18 protein-coding genes are annotated in these 16,287 nt (G+C 66.8%); 2 read left to right on the top strand and 16 right to left on the bottom strand.

Going from position 1 to position 16,287, the window contains the following annotated elements:
- Positions 1-59 precede the first annotated feature (59 nt).
- The 7 genes from KXC42_RS26345 to KXC42_RS26315 all read right to left on the bottom strand — a co-directional run bounded on the left by KXC42_RS26345 (position 60) and on the right by KXC42_RS26315 (position 6,159).
- Entirely contained in the window at positions 60-638 is a 579-nt protein-coding gene (locus KXC42_RS26345) for a uracil-DNA glycosylase (protein WP_219130679.1), read from the bottom strand.
- Positions 639-794: 156 nt separating this feature from the next.
- Entirely contained in the window at positions 795-1,526 is a 732-nt protein-coding gene (locus KXC42_RS26340; RefSeq protein ID WP_115311626.1) for a hypothetical protein, read from the bottom strand.
- 522 nt (positions 1,527-2,048) lie between these two features.
- Entirely contained in the window at positions 2,049-2,717 is a 669-nt protein-coding gene (locus KXC42_RS26335; RefSeq protein WP_115311627.1) for a DUF6308 family protein, read from the bottom strand.
- Positions 2,718-2,722: 5 nt separating this feature from the next.
- Positions 2,723-3,049, bottom strand: coding sequence for a hypothetical protein (locus KXC42_RS26330; protein WP_064065527.1), 327 nt, complete (start codon positions 3,047-3,049; stop codon positions 2,723-2,725).
- A 454-nt stretch (positions 3,050-3,503) separates the two neighbouring features.
- On the bottom strand, positions 3,504-4,325 hold the full coding sequence (locus KXC42_RS26325; RefSeq protein WP_115311629.1) for a hypothetical protein: 822 nt from the start codon (positions 4,323-4,325) through the stop codon (positions 3,504-3,506).
- Positions 4,326-4,549: 224 nt separating this feature from the next.
- Positions 4,550-5,518, bottom strand: a complete 969-nt coding sequence (gene nrdF, locus KXC42_RS26320; protein ID WP_064065073.1) for a class 1b ribonucleoside-diphosphate reductase subunit beta — start codon at positions 5,516-5,518, stop codon at positions 4,550-4,552.
- Positions 5,515-6,159: a superoxide dismutase gene (locus KXC42_RS26315; protein WP_064065074.1), complete on the bottom strand. Its 645-nt coding sequence runs from the start codon at positions 6,157-6,159 to the stop codon at positions 5,515-5,517. The genes nrdF and KXC42_RS26315 overlap by 4 nt, the downstream gene beginning before the upstream one ends.
- A gap of 690 nt (positions 6,160-6,849) precedes the next feature.
- Between KXC42_RS26315 and KXC42_RS26310 the strand changes: the two genes are divergently transcribed.
- Complete coding sequence (locus KXC42_RS26310) at positions 6,850-7,038, top strand: hypothetical protein (RefSeq protein WP_147290726.1); 189 nt, start codon at positions 6,850-6,852, stop codon at positions 7,036-7,038.
- 357 nt (positions 7,039-7,395) lie between these two features.
- Here KXC42_RS26310 and KXC42_RS26305 read toward each other — a convergent pair whose 3' ends face one another.
- The 8 genes from KXC42_RS26305 to KXC42_RS26270 form a co-directional block, all read right to left on the bottom strand.
- A complete protein-coding gene (locus KXC42_RS26305; protein WP_064065076.1) occupies positions 7,396-9,312 on the bottom strand; it encodes a Fic family protein in 1,917 nt (638 codons plus the stop codon).
- Positions 9,309-9,533 carry a hypothetical protein gene (locus KXC42_RS26300; protein WP_064065077.1) on the bottom strand — a complete coding sequence of 75 codons (225 nt, stop codon included), beginning with the start codon at positions 9,531-9,533 and terminating at the stop codon, positions 9,309-9,311. The genes KXC42_RS26305 and KXC42_RS26300 overlap by 4 nt, the downstream gene beginning before the upstream one ends.
- A gap of 65 nt (positions 9,534-9,598) precedes the next feature.
- Positions 9,599-10,156: a DnaB-like helicase N-terminal domain-containing protein gene (locus tag KXC42_RS26295; RefSeq protein ID WP_064065078.1), complete on the bottom strand. Its 558-nt coding sequence runs from the start codon at positions 10,154-10,156 to the stop codon at positions 9,599-9,601.
- The gene (locus tag KXC42_RS26290) at positions 10,153-10,425 is read right to left on the bottom strand and encodes a hypothetical protein (RefSeq protein WP_039585773.1); all 273 of its coding nucleotides are present in this window, start codon (positions 10,423-10,425) and stop codon (positions 10,153-10,155) included. Before KXC42_RS26290 ends, KXC42_RS26295 begins: the two co-directional genes overlap by 4 nt.
- Positions 10,426-10,690: 265 nt before the next feature.
- Complete coding sequence (locus tag KXC42_RS26285; protein WP_064065079.1) at positions 10,691-12,160, bottom strand: ParB N-terminal domain-containing protein; 1,470 nt, start codon at positions 12,158-12,160, stop codon at positions 10,691-10,693.
- A 149-nt stretch (positions 12,161-12,309) separates the two neighbouring features.
- Positions 12,310-12,777, bottom strand: coding sequence for a hypothetical protein (locus tag KXC42_RS26280; RefSeq protein ID WP_064065080.1), 468 nt, complete (start codon positions 12,775-12,777; stop codon positions 12,310-12,312).
- A gap of 450 nt (positions 12,778-13,227) precedes the next feature.
- Positions 13,228-13,569: a hypothetical protein gene (locus tag KXC42_RS26275; RefSeq protein WP_064062142.1), complete on the bottom strand. Its 342-nt coding sequence runs from the start codon at positions 13,567-13,569 to the stop codon at positions 13,228-13,230.
- Positions 13,566-14,366, bottom strand: coding sequence for a ParA family protein (locus KXC42_RS26270; protein ID WP_064065081.1), 801 nt, complete (start codon positions 14,364-14,366; stop codon positions 13,566-13,568). The genes KXC42_RS26275 and KXC42_RS26270 overlap by 4 nt, the downstream gene beginning before the upstream one ends.
- A gap of 482 nt (positions 14,367-14,848) precedes the next feature.
- On the opposite strand from KXC42_RS26270, the gene KXC42_RS26265 reads away from it, so the two are divergent.
- The gene (locus KXC42_RS26265) at positions 14,849-15,064 is read left to right on the top strand and encodes a hypothetical protein (RefSeq protein ID WP_064065082.1); all 216 of its coding nucleotides are present in this window, start codon (positions 14,849-14,851) and stop codon (positions 15,062-15,064) included.
- 244 nt (positions 15,065-15,308) lie between these two features.
- Here KXC42_RS26265 and KXC42_RS26260 read toward each other — a convergent pair whose 3' ends face one another.
- Positions 15,309-16,250 carry a DUF3560 domain-containing protein gene (locus KXC42_RS26260; protein WP_064065083.1) on the bottom strand — a complete coding sequence of 314 codons (942 nt, stop codon included), beginning with the start codon at positions 16,248-16,250 and terminating at the stop codon, positions 15,309-15,311.
- Positions 16,251-16,287 lie beyond the last annotated feature (37 nt).

Here is a 16,287-nt window from a genome sequence, read left to right as displayed (position 1 = left end):
ACGGTGGCCGCTCTACACCCGTGCACAACACGGAATCGCAGACGATCTCGGCCACCGAGTTACACCACTCTATGGGGCACTACTGAGTTCAAGCCGCGGGCCGAGCAATGCGGAATCTTGCCGGGCAGCACATACAAGTCGCCGGTGATGCCGGCGCGGGCCCAGCCGTCGCGGGCAGCGGCCCCCAGCAACAGCACCTGCTCGAGCTTCGGGCACAGCTCGACGACTTCCCGGGTCCACCGCACCGCCCGGGCACGTTCGGCGGCTGTCGAGCCCCCGTTCTTGACCCCTGCCACGGGAAACGGCACCACATTCCAGTGCACGACCTGCGACGACGAGACGCCGTGGCGGGCGTAGGCCTCGCGGCAGTTGCGGGCGGTGCGATCGTCGTTGTCCAGACTCAGCAACCCGGAGCCGGTACCCGCCTCGTCCTTGGTGGACGGATTGTCGAGCAACACCAGCACCCGTGCTTCGATACCGCCTTGGTCCGGGTCGACGTACGGCACGTGACCGCGGGGCAAGCCGACCGCATCGGCGATCCGGTCCGCCAGGTCGTTGAGCGGCTTGACGTGGGGTTCGCGGATCCGTGCAAGTTTCGCGGCGACCACCGCGGGGTCGGCGTTACGTCCGTTCGGCATGCGACAGACCATGACACATCGGACCGCCAGAGGACCGCCGCCCGGGCCGGCTGGCCTCTCCGGTCGTCGCAAACGAGTGGGACGCAAAGACGTTGGACACGGCGGTGTGGAAGTCCGGCGCACCTCTCCTCGAGCGGTCGACACAGACGGTGACGTTCATGATGCCGGTTCGGCGGCGTTGATCTGCAGGGCGCAGCGCAGCACGATCGGCCAGAGCCGGTCGATCTCGACCTCGACCAGGGAAATCTTGCGGGCCGGGCCTGTGCGGTCCTGACCGAGGAAGGCAGCGAGCTGCTCGAAGCCCGGGTGGGCTTTGAGCTGCGGATAGTTCGTCCAGTTTCCTCGTGCCAGCAGTTCGCCGTCTTCTCCGGCGAGCAGGTGCAGTGGAGCGAATCTGAGTCCGTAGTGGTGCAGGAACACCCCACCGGTCGGGGGTCGACCGAACCACAGGTCCTCGGCGGTGCCTTTGCGTTCGTCGAGGCCCTCAATGCGGGTGAACAACTCGACCGCCCGGGTACGGGCGGCGCCGGGAGCGAGGGCGTCGAGGAAGGCGTCTTTCGTCCACAGACGTGTGGTCCGGGAGGAGTGTGCTTTCGCCGCGGCGACCTCCGCGCCGAAGGTCGAGGGGGTGAGGATCTCGATGTCGCCGTGGCGGGCGTAGGTCAGTTGCAGGGCGGTGACACGGACGTCGTCGCGGGTGATGCGGTTGAGGTACTCGATCAGGCGGCGCAGGTCGGCGTCGATGCGGTCGACCGCCAGGCACAGGTGGATCCGGCCGTCGCCGATATTGCGGTCGAGTTGTGCGCGGGTGCCGTCGTCGAGGCTGGACAGGTCCGGACCTGGCCGATGACCAGACGGCGGCGTTCGGAGTTGGAGGCGAGTTTGCATTCGACGACGGTGATCTCCCCGTTCGGATCGACGATGCACACATCGGCCGGTCCGGCGGTGGTGGACAGCTCCCGCAGGGCCACCGCGCCGTCGGGTACACCCGGCACGTGGTGCGGCGCGTCGGCGATGATCGCCTGCAGGTGGTCTTCATCGGTGTAGGCCGTCATCTCCGGCGACGACCACGCACCGCCCGTGCCGGCGTCTCGGATCAGCAGGGATCTGTTGCTCGTTCCTGCCATTGCGTCTTCTTTCGGGTCGGTCGACGATGTGTGCGCACCGTATCCAACGGCTGCGACCGGCGCGATGGGTTCGTCGCCTCGAGGAAGGGTGGCTGGAAGAAGACCCTTGAGGACGAGATGGTCGAGCTCGCGGTCGACCGGACCGAGATGTTCACCGGGGACCTGCATCGGCTCCGCCCGAAGGGGTCCGGTGAAGTCGGACGGCGCGAGGGGCCTCCGAGCGTGCTGAACTTGACCGACGTCGCCCCCGACATCGTCACCGGGGGTGATGACAGCGTCGGGTTCAGGCGACAGCCCAGGTCAGCAGGTCGAGCAGACGCACATCGGTCAGGCTCGCGAGCCGACGGGCCTGCTCGGTCTCGGACTGCGCCAGGCGCCGGCGCAGCAGCGGGGGGGCACCGTTGTCGAGGTTGGTGCACACGTCGTCGCGGATAGCCGCCCAGAACATCGCTCGCCGGCCGCGGTGAGGGTATCGGGCCGCGGCGGCACGAGCGTGGAATCGGTAGAACGCCATGACCTTCGAGTCGAGGACGGGGAACAATCCGGGGCGTTTGAGGTGAAGCACCTTGCTGATCTTGGCTACCCCCACGTGCCGGGGCGCGGCGGTGCGGAAATGGTCGTAGAGAGCTTCGGCACGGTCGTAGAGTTCGCCGCCGATGTTCGGGTCGGCGTCGACCAACCGCGCGTCGATCGGCACCGCCGCCCACGGGGCGTCGGCGGCGGTACGGATGAACCAGTCGCGTTGGGCGTGGCTGATGCGGGAGCGCACCTTGTGGGTGCGGGCGATCTCGTCGGCGGTGATCACCGCGGCGGGTCCGGGTCCGGGTAGGTCGTAGCGGGCCACGGTCACCGCCGGATAGCCGTGGGCTGTGGCGACCGCGGTGTCGAGGTCGATGCTGCGACCGGCGATCACCAACACGGTGGCCGCGGTCTCACTGCCGGTGTGGTTCATGTTTTCTACTGCCCCGGCCGGGTCCGGGTCGGTGTCGTCGTTGCTTCCCGGATCGGTGCGTGGAGTCGCGGGGATGTACCTGCATTCGTCAAGGTGGAGATCTCCGTCCGACGTGGTCGGCTCGAGGTGCGGATCGTGCGAGCGAGTGCCCGCAGATCCTGCAGCGAGCGGCTTCCGTCCGGGACGCTGCCGCCGGCGGGTGGCCGTCCACCGCGGGAACAGGCGCGGAAATCCTCGGTGCCGGTCTCGTTCATCGCATCGCTGAGGTCTTGCGCGGCAGCGATGTACTCGGCGCGGTCCTGTTCGGTGAGCGAGCCGAGGTAGCTGTCCAATGTCTCGATCTGCGCCTGGGCGGGGGTGTGCGCTGCCGCATCGGCCTTCGTCTGCGCGAGTGTGCCGCTCCGGTGCGATTCGGGGGTCGGCGCGTGGGCTGTGGCCGATCGTGTGCGGAATCGGGCCGCGTAGTGCGGTGAACATCGTTCCCCTCGGTGCGTGTCGGTGGCCTCTCATCATGCACGCCACCGGACGACTCGACCACACACCGAATTTGGACGGATGCGATCACGCAAGGGCCGGGGCTCAGGTGGGGTAGACGAAACCCCAGGGCTGTCTACGGCGTCGCGGCCCTGGTCGGCGAGGAGTGAGTGCCTGACCGGCAGAACCCATCCCCGCCGCAAGGGGTACGGCGGGGATGGCCGGTTCGAAGTATGCCAGGTCGGCCCCGTCGAACTTCGAGGTCGGCAGCTCTCCCAGCCGGGCAGCAACACAGGGACCCCGGCTGGGGGTTCAGGGGCCGGCCGGGGGCGTGCGCAGCTCTTGGAGTTCGGCGCGCAGTTCGGCGACACGTTCGCGGGCGGCTTCGGCTTGCGCGTGTGCGGCGGCGGCGTCGGCGCGGGCGGTGGAGGCGCGGTCGCGTTCGGCTGCCGCCGCGGTGCGGGCGGCGGTGAGTTCGGCGTCGAGCCGCCGGGTGTGTTCGGCGGCGGTGGCCGCCGCGGCGTCTTTCTCGGCGATCGCTCGGGTCAGCCGCTCGCGGTGCTCGTCGAGCTGCCCGGTGAGCAGCTCGATCCGGTGCTCGAGGCCGGCGATCTGCTCTCGGTGGGTCGAGGCGGCCTGATCGAGCTGCTGCTGCCAGCGGTCCTGTGCCGCGGCGTGCTCGGCCCGGGCGGCGGTGAGCTGGGCGAGGGCCTCGGTGGCCTCGGCGTCGGCGGCCGTGGCGGCGGCATCGGCGTCGGCGCGTTCGGTGCGAGCGGTGTCGAGTTCGTCCCGCAGTGCCGCGATCTCGGCTGCGGCGTCGGCCCGGACCTTGTCGGCCTCGGCCTGCACGCGCCGCAGCTGGGCATCGATCGCCGCCGGATCGGCGAGCAGATCGGTCGCGGTGGTGATCGACGACGCGATCGTCGTCAGCGTCTCGAGCATCGCCTGGGCTTCGCGGCGCAGCAGTGGTACCGCCTCGGCGAGGGTGCCGATCGCCGAGGTCGGATCGGTCGGTAGCGCATCCTGTTGTTGCTGGGCGCGGGCCTTGTCTTTCTGGCGTTGCCGCCAGGCCCGTACCCGCTCGGCGTCGGTGGCGTATTCGCGGCGCCGTCCCCCTCTGGCTTCCTCGGCCATGACCCCACCCTTCCGACCCCGGTGACGTTCCGCCTCCAGCATCGTAACACCATTCGTTACGTACGTATCATGATACGTACGTAACGAATGGTCGAGAGCGACAGCCGGACCACCGGGTGATCACTCTGCCGAGGGGTGGGGGCACACCCCCTCGGCGCACCGCAGCGACGACCCGGGGCCCCACGCCCTCGTCTCGTTTTCTGCCGGAGCTGTGGACGGGATGGTCAGAAGTCCCAGTCTTCGTCGTGGGTGGGTTGCTGGTTGCCGATGACATACGAGCTGCCGGCGCCGGAGAAGAAGTCGTGGTTCTCACCGGCTCCGGGATCGAGCGCGGACAGGATCTCGGGGGCGACCTGGCATTCGGCGGGCTCGAAGGCGGGTGGGTAGCCGAGATTGGCCAGTGCCTTGTTGGCGTTGAAACGCATGTAGGGCAGCACCTGTGGCGTCCACCCGGTGTGGTCGTAGAGGGTGTGGGCGTAGTCGACCTCGTTGGCGTAGAGGGTGTGCAGCAGGTCGTAGGTGTAGTCGCGGTGCTCTGCGCGTTCGGCTTCGGTGACTTCGGCCAGTGCGCGCCGGCATTTGTAGCCGATGTAGTAGCCATGCACCGCTTCGTCGCGGATGATCAAGCGGATGAGGTCGGCGGTGTTGGTGAGTTTGCCGCGCGCGGACCATCGCATGGGCAGGTAGAAGCCGGAGTAGAACAGGAACGACTCCAGCATGACCGAGGCAGCTTTGCGTGCGAGCGGGTCGGCGCCGCGGTAGTAGTCGACGATGATCTGCGCTTTGCGTTGCAGGTACGGGTTGGTTTCGGACCAGTCGAACGCGGCGTCGATCTCAGCAGTGGTGCACAGGGTGGAAAAGATCGAGCTGTAGCTCTTGGCGTGCACGGACTCCATGAACGCCATGTTGGTCAGTACCGCTTCTTCGTGCGGGGTGACCGCGTCGGCGATCATCGCGACCGCCCCCACGGTGGCTTGGGCGGTATCGAGCAGGGTCAGGCCGGTGAAGACCCGGACGGTCAGCTGTTGTTCGTGGTCGGTCAAGCTCTGCCAGGAGGCCAGGTCGTTGGACAGCGGGATGCGTTCGGGCAACCAGAAGTTGCCGGTGAGCCGGTCCCAGACCTGGGCGTCGGTGGGATCGGGCAGCCGGTTCCAGTTGATCGCGTGCACACGATCGACCAGCCGTCCGGTCACGAGCGGGCCCCACCGTCGAGGGTGAACAATCCGGTGCCGACGCCTGCGCGGGCGGCGGTGAAGCGTGCGATGACGTCGGGCCAGTTCACCAGGGACCACAGTCGGTCGATGTAGTCGGTTTTGACGTTGCGGTACTGCAGGTAGAACGCGTGTTCCCAGGCGTCGAACACCAACAGCGGTGTCGTGGTGGGTGCGACGGAGATGTGATGGTCGTGGATCTGGTGCACCACCAGTCGGGCACCGAGCGGGTCCCAGGCCAGCGCGCCCCAACCCGAGCCCTGCACGCTCGCGGTGGCCGCTGTCATCTCGGCGCGGAACGCGTCGAAGCTGCCGAAGAACTCGTCGATCGCGGCGGCGAGTTCCCCGTCGGGACGGTCACCACCGTCCGGGGACAGATTGGTCCAGAACATCGAGTGCAGGCTGTGGCCGGCCAGATGGAAGGCCAGCGTGCGCTCCAGGCCGGGCAGCCGGGCGAAATCTCGCGCCTGGCGCATGTCGGCGAGCTGTTCGAGTGCGGTGTTCGCGCCCTTGACGTAGGCGGCGTGATGGGCGCTGTGGTGCAGCTGCATGATTTCGCCGCTGATCACCGGTTCCAATGCGCCGTAGTCATAGGTCAGGTCGGGTAGCTGGTAGACGGGCATCGGCCGGTTTCTCCTCGCTCGGGCAGGTCACGGGGCTGATACCCGACAACGCTAACTCGAGTTCGGCTAACCGAACAAATATTTTTGCCGTACCGTGAAGTTGTCGGAGTGTGTACCGACAGCCACGAGGGCGGCCCGCGCCACTACACCCCGGCGCGGGCTGCCCTCGCCCTCGCTACGGTGACGGCGGCGATCGCGCGAGCCCCCGACAGGTGAGTGATTTCCCCGACGGGCCGACCATCGCCCCCCACAGGTACGGCACGGTGCAGTGGGCTGCCCGTGTCGATCGGAGACAGCACCACCATCAAGCCTGGCAGCAGGTGAAGGTCAGCACGCGGCACGTTCGTGTTCACCGTCGAAGACATCGACGAGGACACCGGCATGGCCATGATCGAGGTCGACGCCGACAGCCCGCTCACGTATCCGTGGCCGGCGCGCATCACCGATCTCGTGCCCCGTCGAGGATTGACTACGAGGGCTCTTCCTCGTGCCGGTCGCTTCCGCTTCACCTGTTTGGCGGGCGATAACTCCTTTCGCTACGGTGACCGCTGCAATCACCCGAGTTCCCCGACAGGTGAGTGATTCCCTGACGGGTCGAAGGATGGTCCCCGGCGCCCCCGCCGGGGACCATCGCCTTTTCTGCTGCTGGGCTGTGCGTACAGCGGACGACACCGTGACTACTTTCGGCGTGTGGAGGACAGGACACGAGCCATCGGAGATGCCGCCGATGCGATGACCGACGATGAGCTCGAGACCGCGATTGCGGCGCTACACGCCCGGGAGCGGGAGCTTCTCGTCGCCGGGGACAGCGAGGCGGCGTTCGATCTGATGGGCACGAAGTTAGTGTTGCTGTCCACGCTGGAAGGGCGGCGGAAGTAAGCGGACCTCGTGTGGGTTCGGTTTTTTCTATATTTCCGTCTTCTGCGGTATTCGGATAGTGGTCGGTGCAGACAGTTTCGTTGAGGGCCACTGCGCGCGGCCTTCCATGGCCCCGATACTGCTCGTTCCACGATGTTCCCGCAGATGGTGCAGTGAATGACCGAACTGCACAGGGGCGAATCCCCTCTGGAAGCGTGTCTCTCCCGGGTGCCCGTCTCAGCTCGTAGAGGGCCGAACTGTTGTCGCAGGGTGTGTGTTGAGAGGCCACGCTGCCAACACCACGATTTGCCCTGGCGGAGGAGTGGACAGCGCACGGGTAGCGATGCCCGACATCGACACCTTCACGTGTCGTCGGTCCTACAGCTGCGGCCCGAGGTGCAGGTCCTGCGTGGGTGGCTGGTGTTCATGTATGGCCGGAGGTCGACTGTTCGGTTGTGGTGGGGTGTGGTGGACCTGCGGTGGTCCGTGGAGAGCCTTCGCTGTCGAGAGCGGGCCCTGCTCCTCCCCTACCTCGTCGGGATGCGGGAAATTCCGGTGCGGCTCGCCGTCGGCGGGATTCGGTTCCGCTGCCTCCGAGACATCGACGGTCCCGGTCGACGTGGCGTGGCAGGGTTCCTCGGCCGCTTGGATTGCGGTGGTCAGCGGCTCGTAGGTCTCGTTGCGTTCCGGGTAATTCTCCAGCAGGGCGTAGCTGCGGTGGGCCAGCACATCCCAGTGCCTCTCGTACCGTTGCGCGGCGTCGACCGTGCCGAGGTCCGGGGCGGCGGCGGGGAGCTCGGTGGTGATGGCGCGGGCGAGTTCGGCGGCGAAGGCTTCCCGGCCGGCAACTCGCATGGCGTCCTCGAGGGCCGGGTCCGGTTCGATGCCTTCGGGGGGATCGTCGTGGTAGTTCGCTGCGTGGGTTGCGGCACAGAGCGCGTCGGGGTCGATGGTGCGCCAGTCGATGGTGCGGCCGGGGTGGTCGTGGACGAGCTGGTCGGTCATGAGTACGACGGCGACCGACTGGACGCCTTCGGTTTCCTTCTGGATGGCGGCAATGTGGCGTCCGAGCTGGTGGGGGTCGGTGAGAGTGTCCTCGTCCGGGGCGGCGATCACAGGGTTGGTGTAGGCGGGAGTGTCGCTGATGATCGGCATGAAGTCGGTGTGCAGCTCACGGTGGATGACACTTGCGTGCAGTTCACTGCCGTCACCGGTGATGTCGCGGTGGGCGAGGTAATCGGCGGTTCGCAGTGCCAACTCCCAGGTGATGAGGCGGCGCAGCCGGGCGGGGTCGCGTTCGTCGAAGGCATTGACCGGGGCTCCGGTGTCGTAGCGCATGGTGTTCTTGCCTGCTGCCGGATCGAACAGGTCCTTGTAGCGGTGGTTCGGCTCCGGTAGTGCTGCGGCGGCGCGTTCGGCGGCGAGGGTGGAGGTGCCCTCGAGAATTCGGCGCACGGCAGCATCGTGTTCGGGGCCGTACTCGGTGCGTTCGGCCAGGTTCAGGCCGATGCGGACCAGGGCGTGAGCGTTGTCGAGTTCGGCTCCGCTCAAGGATCGCTCCCGGGTTACCTCGCGGAATGCCTCAGTGGCGGTGTAGGGGCCGCTGCGGTCGCGGTCGTAGTCGCGCATCATCGCTAGGTGGCTGACCAGGGAAAGAGCGGGTCGGCCGGGCACAGGCTCGATGGGTGCGTAGCCGGTGACCGGCACGACGGCGAGGGTGAGGACATCGGCGAGCAGTCTGGGATCTCCGCTCTCCGCGGTGACGTAGCGGGCTGCGGACAATGCAGCGAGATCGACGCGATCGGTGTCGATCACCCATCCAGCCTTGATGGCGACGCGCCGGAACAGCTCGAATTGGCTTCGAGAATTTCCGTCGGGAAAGGGATGGATTTCCGTAAGACGTGCCCAGTAGTCGGCGAGGCGGGTGACGAAGGTGCGGTGATCGAGTCCGGTCAGGTTGTTCTCGGCGGCGAGATCGGCGAACAGTTCCTCGACGTCGGTGGCGGTGTCCTCCGGGCTCGAGTGCGTGATCGGAAGGTTCCCCTGCGTGGTGGCCACGGTCTTGTACTGGCCGGCCCATGAGTACACGCGATACAAACCGCGCCGGTGGATCTCTCGCAGGAAATCGCCGGTGAACTTCTCGGGCGACGGGACCTGCGCGAACTCGTACATCCCAGCCGCGAAGGCTCGGTCCTCGATGCGTTCGAGTAGGCGTGCATCAGTGATGCCGAGAAGGTTGATTCGGACGTCGGTTCCGGGGATGTAGCCCTCGGATTCGGCGGCCGATCCGGTCACTCCGCGTCCTCGCTGTGCGGGAGGAGCTCGTTGATCAGATCGTCGAGCGTTTCACCGGCCTCGAGCCTGTCGATAATCGTGCGGGGATCTTCGATGTCGAACTTGCCTGCCATTGCGTTGGCAGCGCGGATGTTCTGGGCAATGTGATTCTTGAGAGCTTCTTCGCCGTGTGGAGCGAATATCTCTCGGAATGTCTGATCGTGGTTTTCCTTGTCGGTCATGGTCTCCCCCTCGCGAGCGTCGGACTGTCAGAGCGGAGGCAGGCTCCCCTCCCCCATCGCTATGTCTACTTGATGTTCCCGACGGTAGGCGCAGCGCCGATACGGGCGCGAACGTGCTCGAGCCGGCAGGTGGCGGTGCGTTGAGCGCGGCCGATGGCGACCATGTGCTCGAACAAGTCGTGTTCGGGCAGGGTTTCGGCGGCTTCGGTGATGGCGGCTCCGGCGGTGCGAAAGCTGCGGCGATAGGCGGCGCTGACGACGGCATGGGCGTAGTAGGGCGCAGCGGTGGGATCGGCGCCGGCGGTGGTGGCGGTGGTCAGGGCGTAGGCGAGGCGGCGGCCGTGGTGACCGGCGAGCCGACCGTGGCGCTCGAGGTGGGCCAGAACCATTGCGGGGTCGTGGGGTTGGCCGGTGCTCATCAGTGCGGCGATGGCGTCGAACAGTTCGGCGTGAAGTGGCTGGTGGAAGTCGTCGGTGGTGAGCAGGTCCACGATGTCGGCGGCCGCGGCGCGAGTGGCGAACAGCAGCGCGCACAGCAGCAGGGTTTCGGTGTCGGCGTCTGGGGGCGCGAACTCGTCGGCGCTGAGGTAGCGGTCGAGATCGGTCTGGTCGGTGACGCTCATGCGCTGATCCGTTCGTCGAGGGCGTCGGCGATGTCGAGCACGGGAGTCGGGTCGGGGTGGCCGATGGCCGAGTGGCCGATGGCGGCGCGAGCGATGACGCTTCCGTCGATGGTGATGGTGACTGCGCTACCGGCGGGCGCACCGTAGGCGAGCGCGAGCGTGCGCGCTGCTTCGGCGGCGTCGGAGGCGGCGGCCGCGTGGGTGAAGGTGCAACCGGAATCGGAGCGCGCGACGGTGGGCGCGGTCAGCGTGACGGTCCAGACGATCATTGCGGCGCTCCTTCGACTTGACGGGGTTTCCCCAGGTATTCGTCCATTGTCGCTTAATTATCATGCTTTATGAAGACTTTTCGATGAGTTTTACATGATTGTGTGGTTGTTTTTTGATTCTTTTATGATGGGTAGGTGAGGGCCGTGCCGGAGCCGTCGACCGGGGTTCGATGCCCCGGTCGACGGCCATGCGTGCCGGGGCCGGCACCCGGCGAGCGGTCCGGCCCGGTGGGCGGCCGATACGACCGCCCACCGGAAGGGGGCGTTACTGCTCGTCGAGGGGGTCGAGTCCGGCGGCGCGGCGCTCGATGTCGGCGAGGGTGTAGCCCTGGGCTTCGATGGCGCGCAGGTAGAACTGCGACAGGTCGGTGGGCTTGCGCCAGTGCTCGACGCCGACCTGGGATTCGAGGGCGATGAGGATGTGGGCGCGCAGCAGGACCAGGGCGCGGGGGTCGGTGGCGCTGGCGAGCTTCGCGAGAGTGTCGGACGTGGGGAGCATCTGTTCGGCCAGGGTGCGGGCGTGATAGGCGGCGGGGATTTGGGGCCACTTCATCAGCACTGTTGCCACGAATGAGGCGGTGCCCTTGGGGGCGGTCTTGCGGGTGGTCTGCTGGGCGATCCACTTGCGGCGGACCTCGGTGGCGGCTCGCCATTCGCGGTTGTTCTCGATCACTTCGCGCCGCTGAGCTGCGCGGTCCTCGGCACTTTGTTCCTGTTCGGACTCGGCGGGGCGGGGGTGTCCCCACCAGGTGCGCCAGGGAGTGTCTTCGATATTGACGACGTGCCAGTACAGCGTGGTCTCGTGGTTTTCGACGACGTTCTCGCGGGGAATCATCCAGTCCTCGCGGGCATCGCTCTTGGGTAGCTCGTCCACGATGTAGTCCGCGTCGATCTCGTCGCCGCTCTCGCGGTCGAAATAGGTGGTGCAGCTGCAAACGTACAGCCCGAGGTGTCCGAGGGCGGCGACTTCTTCGATGGCGGGCGTGTTGCCTTCTTCGTCGGTGACGCGCTCGACCAGCTGGCTGGTCCCCTCCCCCACTCGCTCGTGAAGAGCACCGAGCGGCACGGCGGCGATGGAGTGTTCTGCGAGGTACACCTCGGCGCGGGCCAGTGCGGCGTTGCGTTCGGTGCGGCGCAACCGTTCGGCGGCGAGTGCGTGGTCAAGCCGTCCGCTGCCGATGGCCCACTCGATGCGGCGGACGGCAGCGGGATCGTCGCCGAACTCGGCGAGGGCGGCGGCTTGTTCGATGGTCAGCTCGCCTCGTTGCACAGCGTCCCGCTGCTCGGCGTCGCGCAAGGTCAGGGCCGCCTCGATCTCGGTGCGGGGTGCCTTGGTGCGACGGGCGATCTTGGTGGAGGTCAGTCCGTGGTCGGCCAGGGTCTCGAACAGGGCCAGGCGTTCGCCGTTGGTGATCGCGGCGCGGTGTTCGTTCTCGCTCCACTGGGTGACGAGCCGTTCGACGGCGGCGTCGGTGCCATCGCCTTCGTCGCCGACGATGAGGGCGGGAATCTGGGTCAGTCCGGCCTCGAGGGCTGCGGCGGTGCGGCGGTGGCCGGTGAGCACGCGCAGGGGTCCGGCGGCGGTGCGGCACACAGTGATGGGGGTCAGAACCCCTTGCTCTGCGATCGACTCGCGGAAGGCATCGGTCAGGCGCAGGTCATGGCGGATGTTGGAGTCCGTGAGCAGGTCAGCAGGGTCGACGGTGGCGAATTCGGCGGTGCTTCCGTTGTTCATGACTCAAGTTTACATCTGTTTTGATGATTTTTCGATGATTATTTGATTCTTTTCTCGTGCCTTTCTGGTGACTGCTGTCACACTTTTTGCGCTCTGAGCTGGGGTTTTCCGTGAAACGACAACGGCCCCGCCGGGGCGGGGCCGTTGGTTTAGCCTTCCGTGCGGTCGTGAATGGGCAGGATCATGGATCGGTGGCCGAGGTACCGCTCGGACAGCTCGCCCAGTCTCGAGTCGGAGGTTCCGGCGTAGTTGCCTCCGAACATCACCACTCGTCCCGCCTCGGTGAGTTCGTACCGACGACGGTCGGCGTTCCATTCGACTCCGACCAGAGCGGCATAGCCGCCTTCGATGAAGGCGTGGCGTCGAATCCGCACGGCGACGGTGGGGCTGATCTGCTCACGGCCCCCGACGTGGCTTCGCACTCCGTGGGCGGTGCAGCCGGACGGCAGCGACGTAATGCGGCCCGTGCGGGCGCGGCGCTCGTCGAGGACGCCGACCAGAAGAAGAGTGTCGGCGGCGGCGCTGATACCGCCGTTGGTGCAGTCGCCGAGGCGGTGGGCGCGGTAGACATCGAGCAGGAGACCGGCGGGGCGATGGTCGTTCTCGTTGTTGTTCATGACTCTAGCTTACATCTGTTTTGATGCTTTTTCGATGTTTCGTTGGTTCTTTTCCGGTGCTTTTCTGGTGATGCCGGTCACCCGTTTTTGGGCTCTGACCTGCGGTTTTGCAGGTGCATCGGGGTGGTTCGGTGGCGGTGGTGGAGCGGGCACCTCGGTCGGTCGGTGCTGCCCTGGTGAACCGGGCGCGGTGACTGCCGGGCAAGGGCGGGTTTTCCCTTGCTCGGTGGTCGGCGGGTCCGGTAGGGCCGTGGTGTGGTGACCGGGCGCGGTGCACGCGGAGCAGCGGGAACCTTGGGAGGGAGGGACAGGGGTCCGGGGGCGGAGCCCCCGGGGATCGGTAGAGCGATGTGGTCGGGCCGGGAGTTTCTGTGCCTGTACACGAGGCCCGCATAGACCGAAGGCCCCGACCAGGAGGTCGGGGCCTTCAACGGTTGGACTGTGGGGCGGTCAGTCCTCGTCGGTGCTGTCGTTCTTGCTGCCGCGGGTTTTGCGCCGGCGCACCTTCTCCACCTCGGGGAAGGGCTCGCCGCCGTTGTATTCCTCTTCGAGCTTGTGGGTGTACTCGGCGATGGCGGCCTCGATGAAGCTGTTGAGACTGCCGTGTGCGCCGGGGTAGACACCGCGCAGACCCTTTTGAGCGTTGGTCGCAGCGTCGATGACGGATTCGGCGAGGGTGAACGTGCGCCGGGTCAAGGTGGGTTGCTGCACGATCTTCTTCGGTGCTGCGGACCGTGCCGGGACGTTCTCGTCGGGAGCTTCGGCGTCGAACATGCTGCGGATGTCGCTCATGACTTCTTCCTTTGGGTAATGGTGGTGGCCAGGTCGTCATAGACCAAGGCGTGACGCCAACCGTCCTTCGTGTCGGCGAGGGATACTCCGTCGTTGACGGCCCTCTTGATCGGCTCGGCGGATCGGACGCTGCCGAGGACGGGGATGCCGGCCTCGGTGAATTGGGTGGTCCAGGCGCGAGCGAGGACCGTTCCGGACTGCACCTTGTTGAGGATGGTGCCGCGGACCCACAGAGTGCTGTTGTGCCGCTTCTTGATGCTCTGGGCGTACGAGGTCACGCCCTGCATGGCCGCGATGCTGAAGTCATGCGCTTCGTTGAGGACGATGAGCTGGTCAGAGGCCACGAGCGCGCACATCTCGAGGGCATTTCGCGTGGGGGAGCAGTCGATGAGGATGTAGTCGTAGCGGTCACGGATCGGCTCGAGTGATTCCCGCAGGACGTGGGGGCCTTCGATGGGATCGTTGGTGATGTTCTTCTCGGCGGCGATGAGGTGGGCCGCGTTCGCAGGGGCGGCGATGAGATCGACGCCGGGGCGTATTGCATCGAGGATCGCCTCGGCAGCGGGCTTTCGGGTCTCCGGGTCTATATCGACGATGTGATCGGCGGTCACCTTCGCTGCGGCGCGGAGGTCGGGCTGCAACTTGGTGAGGGTGTGGGTGAGGTTGCCGGAGGGATCAAGGTCGACCAGGAGCACCTTTTCGCCGGCACGGGCGAGGGCTTCACCGACGTTGAGCACGGTGGTGGTCTTGCCCACCCCGCCCTTTTCGTTGCCGATCAGAATGATTTTCGAACTCATGGCCTCCCTTTCCTGATGCAATAATACATCACTTCTGATTCATAAAGCGTGCTTTTCTGGTTCTTATCGGATGGCGGTTTCGTGACTGTTGCGGACTGGGTGGTGTTGCATCTGTTTAGGTGCGATTTTCATGTCAGTGGTGGATGGAACGGCGACGGCCAGGGCTCGATGCCCTGGCCGTCGGCCACCGCTGCCACTGGGGGTGGGGGTGGTGGGTTGAATCTGGTTGCGTTCGCGGGGTTTCCAGTCCTGTCGGCTGGTGCGTGACGCTAGCCAACATCCAACACTATCGGTGGCGCTCGTGCACAGGGGGCCGCTGGGATTCGCGTCGGCTGGTGGTCGGCGGTGGGGTCTGTGCGGCGCAGCCGCTCCTTCGGGTTCGGTTCTCGGCCGGCCTCGCGGTGGTGGCAGACCGTGTAGGGGTGTGGCGGATATGGCGGCGGCCCGAGCCGGGGCCGTGAGGGGCGTCCGGCTCGGGCCGTGTGTCAGCGGATCTCGCGGCACTGTCGGCATTCCCACCCTTGGGGGCGGAGAAGGCAGGTTCGTCGTTCTTCGCAGAGCCAGCAGGTCTGGTTGGCTTTTTCGGCTTCGCCGCGTTCCTGCGCTGCGGCTTTTTCGTGTTCGGCTGTGCGGCGTTCTCGCTCGGTGTCCAGGTCGTTGTGCTGGGCCGCGGTGGTAGTGCGCGCATCATGCGGTAGGCGGCGGCGGTGCCTGCGTCTCGTTCTGCGAGGTCGGCTGCGGTGTAGCTCGGGGGTCGGTCGGATTCTTGCAGCATGGGTCCGAAGATCGTGCGGCAGGTCTGGCAGGGGGTGAGTTCGTCGGTGACGGGCTGTTTGCATCCGGGGATGATGCACTCGGCGAACAGGGATTCGGCGGTCATGGCGTCCTCGCGGCGAGTGGGGACCGGCGGCCGCGAGGGGGTCGCGGCCGCCGGATTGTGGGTTACTGACCTGGGCGGATGGGGGTGTGGGCGTCCTCGGCGCGGGCGTCGGTGATCTTGTCGTAGGGCAGTCGGTCGGTCCAGCTGTAGGCGGTGACGACGGTGACCGACTTTGCGTTGACTCGGATCACCTTGTGCCAGGTGCCGGAGCAGTTGACGAAGCATCCGGGGCGTAGGTCGGCGCGGCTGTAGAGCTTGGGGCCGTCGGTGGCGTCCTGTTCGGCGCGTACTGCGGTCCAGTATTCGATGTCGCGCTCGAGTTCGGCTTTGTTGAGTTCGAGTTGGTGCATGTGGTTGCTGGTCTCGGCGGTGTGTCTGGCAGCGCGGTACTTGGTGAGGTGGCGTTCGATGCTGCGTAGTTCGGCGCTCTGTCGTTCGATGCGGCGGTGGATCACTGCGGGGGTGTAGCGGTGATCGGTGCTGCGGGCGGCGATGCGGGCGGATTCGGCGGCTGAGCGGGCGGCGGCGTCGGCTTCGATCGCGGCGCGGGCGGTGGTGTGGGCGCGGTCGAGGGCGCGGCGGTGGCGTCGTTCGCTGTGATGTCCCACTTTGATGGGTTCTCCGCCTTCGGGCAGTGCGGCACAGGCGTGGTCGTGGCGTGCGTGGGCGGCGTCGGCGGCGGTGGCCTTGCGTTCGGCCTTGGCTGCGAGGGCGGCGGCGCGGTCGGTCAGACGCTCGTTGCGGTTGTGGTGGGCGTCGGTGCCGTCGCGGAGGGTGGTGTCGATGTCGGTTTCGACGTCGTATCCGGCGGCGCGCAGGGCGGCGGCGGTGTGCTCGATGCGGGCGAGGTGGGGGGCGCGGTCGCGGCTGTGCGGGATGTACCAGGCGGTGATGCTGCGTCCCCATTTCCAACCTGCGGTTTTGAGGATCGGGGCGGTGCCGTCGCCTTTGCTGGTGCCGTCGATGGTCGTGCCCTCTGTGGGGGTGTGCGTGATGGTGAGCATGTGCGCGTTTCCTGTTCGGGTCGGTAGTGCGCGCCGG

The sequence above is a fragment of the Rhodococcus sp. LW-XY12 genome, from assembly GCF_019317345.1.
In the GTDB taxonomy this organism is placed as follows: Bacteria; Actinomycetota; Actinomycetes; order Mycobacteriales; family Mycobacteriaceae; genus Rhodococcus; species Rhodococcus pyridinivorans.
The sequence above is the reverse complement of the archived record's forward strand: the minus strand, read 5'-3'. Positions and strand labels throughout refer to the sequence as shown.

What these genes read in the sequence shown, in the direction of transcription:
- KXC42_RS26345 (WP_219130679.1), bottom strand. Translation starts at nt 638, where the DNA reads ATGCCGAACGGACGTAACGCCGACCCCGCGGTGGTCGCCGCGAAACTT.
- KXC42_RS26340 (WP_115311626.1), bottom strand. Translation starts at nt 1,526, where the DNA reads ATGCAAACTCGCCTCCAACTCCGAACGCCGCCGTCTGGTCATCGGCCA.
- KXC42_RS26335 (WP_115311627.1), bottom strand. Translation starts at nt 2,717, where the DNA reads ATGAACCACACCGGCAGTGAGACCGCGGCCACCGTGTTGGTGATCGCC.
- KXC42_RS26325 (WP_115311629.1), bottom strand. Translation starts at nt 4,325, where the DNA reads ATGGCCGAGGAAGCCAGAGGGGGACGGCGCCGCGAATACGCCACCGAC.
- KXC42_RS26315 (WP_064065074.1), bottom strand. Translation starts at nt 6,159, where the DNA reads ATGCCCGTCTACCAGCTACCCGACCTGACCTATGACTACGGCGCATTG.
- KXC42_RS26300 (WP_064065077.1), bottom strand. Translation starts at nt 9,533, where the DNA reads ATGACCGACAAGGAAAACCACGATCAGACATTCCGAGAGATATTCGCT.
- KXC42_RS26295 (WP_064065078.1), bottom strand. Translation starts at nt 10,156, where the DNA reads ATGAGCGTCACCGACCAGACCGATCTCGACCGCTACCTCAGCGCCGAC.
- KXC42_RS26290 (WP_039585773.1), bottom strand. Translation starts at nt 10,425, where the DNA reads ATGATCGTCTGGACCGTCACGCTGACCGCGCCCACCGTCGCGCGCTCC.
- KXC42_RS26285 (WP_064065079.1), bottom strand. Translation starts at nt 12,160, where the DNA reads ATGAACAACGGAAGCACCGCCGAATTCGCCACCGTCGACCCTGCTGAC.
- KXC42_RS26280 (WP_064065080.1), bottom strand. Translation starts at nt 12,777, where the DNA reads ATGAACAACAACGAGAACGACCATCGCCCCGCCGGTCTCCTGCTCGAT.
- KXC42_RS26275 (WP_064062142.1), bottom strand. Translation starts at nt 13,569, where the DNA reads ATGAGCGACATCCGCAGCATGTTCGACGCCGAAGCTCCCGACGAGAAC.
- KXC42_RS26270 (WP_064065081.1), bottom strand. Translation starts at nt 14,366, where the DNA reads ATGAGTTCGAAAATCATTCTGATCGGCAACGAAAAGGGCGGGGTGGGC.
- KXC42_RS26260 (WP_064065083.1), bottom strand. Translation starts at nt 16,250, where the DNA reads ATGCTCACCATCACGCACACCCCCACAGAGGGCACGACCATCGACGGC.